General features: G+C 41.0%; 1 protein-coding gene. It reads left to right on the forward strand.

The window, feature by feature from the left end:
* Window positions 1–332: 332 nt before the first annotated feature.
* Window positions 333–935: a DUF4112 domain-containing protein gene (locus ACTHUR_RS11040; protein WP_440398600.1), complete on the forward strand. Its 603-nt coding sequence runs from the start codon at window positions 333–335 to the stop codon at window positions 933–935.
* The last annotated feature ends 529 nt before the right edge of the window (window positions 936–1464 follow it).

Here is a 1464-nt window from a genome sequence, read left to right on the forward strand (position 1 = left end):
GGTAACAAATATATGTTGATTTGGGAGCGAGACGGCGGCAATCCGCGCATCATGATGCAGTTTGGTACCGAGAAGAAAGACCGAACGAAGCGCAGCGAAGCTGAAGTCCTTGCTATTTGGGATACCGTTCTGCCAACTTTAAAACCAATCAAATAATGTAAGCGGCGAACTGAAGGTCGTCTGAAATATGGTTTTCAATATTTGAAACCGTATTTTCAGACGACCTTGCGTCACAAACAGCCATACTGCAATTGGCTTTTATAGAGAATGACCGTAAGCAGTAATGACGTTGCACCGTTCTAAAATTCATTAACCCATTACAAGAAAACATAATGAAGCACACACCTATACCTTATGAGCGTCAGGAAATCATCCGACGTGAACGCGAGTTGGCTAAATATGCCAATACTATGGATAGTTTGTTTTGCATTCCTTTTACCAAACAAGGAATCGGCGTTGATGCCATATTGTCGCTGATTCCTTTTGTCGGGGATATTGCCGGGCTTTTGTTGACGATGAAGGCTTTTCGCATTGGACGGGAGTTGGGCGTGCCGGATCATAAAATGCGTCCGGCTGTATATCTTGCTTTTGCGGATATGGTGCTCGGCATGATTCCTGTTGTCGGTACGCTTATCGATATTTTCTTGCAACCGAGCCGCCGTACTTTGAAAGTCATCAATGAACATGTGCGCAGTGAGTATGGCATCGACTACGACATACATTTGGAGCGTCCGTTTATGCACGCGGCTTTGGAGAAGAAGCAACAGCAATCAGACTTTTGGTGCAAACCTGTTGCTGCTTGGCTTTATCTGCATCTGCCTGATTTTTTCGGTTTGATTGTGCTGGTGTTGATGGGCTGGATAACGGTTGTAGTAAGTAGATGGGCGTGGAGCGGTATGACTTATTTGTTCCACGCTGTTGCCGGTTGGTTTTGAATGTTTGTGATTTGAACGGATATACAATTTATTGTGAATGGCTTTAAACCTGTTTGGTGTTGTTGAGACTGAGCTTAAATGCATCTTGATAAATTGGAAAAGGTCGTCTGAAAAATCGATATTTGATTTTTCAGACGACCTGAGACCTTTGCAATAACATAGGTTACTAAAATTTTATGCTCAATCTCATTTTCAAAATGCAAAACCTTTCTGATTTTTCCTACTTTTTGCTCAATATTAGGAAGGTTTTAGTCAATTGAAATTTTTTGGCGCATTTTTATGCGTCAAATTTCGTTAACAGACTATTTTTGCAAAGGTCTCAAAAGATACATCAAAAGGGATAAAATGTACAAAAAGAGCTGACAGAGATGAGCGGTCTATGTCGATGATCAAGGAAGGAGAAAAGGGGGTAAACATTCATAACATAAATCCATCCGAGAATCGAGATTTAGGTAGCTCTATTGGGTACGCATTAAGTGACATTCCGAATAAAGCAAAAATTAAATTTTAGATAGTTTCGCTTATGGAG

Source organism: Neisseria sp. P0021.S007 (genome assembly GCF_051956855.1).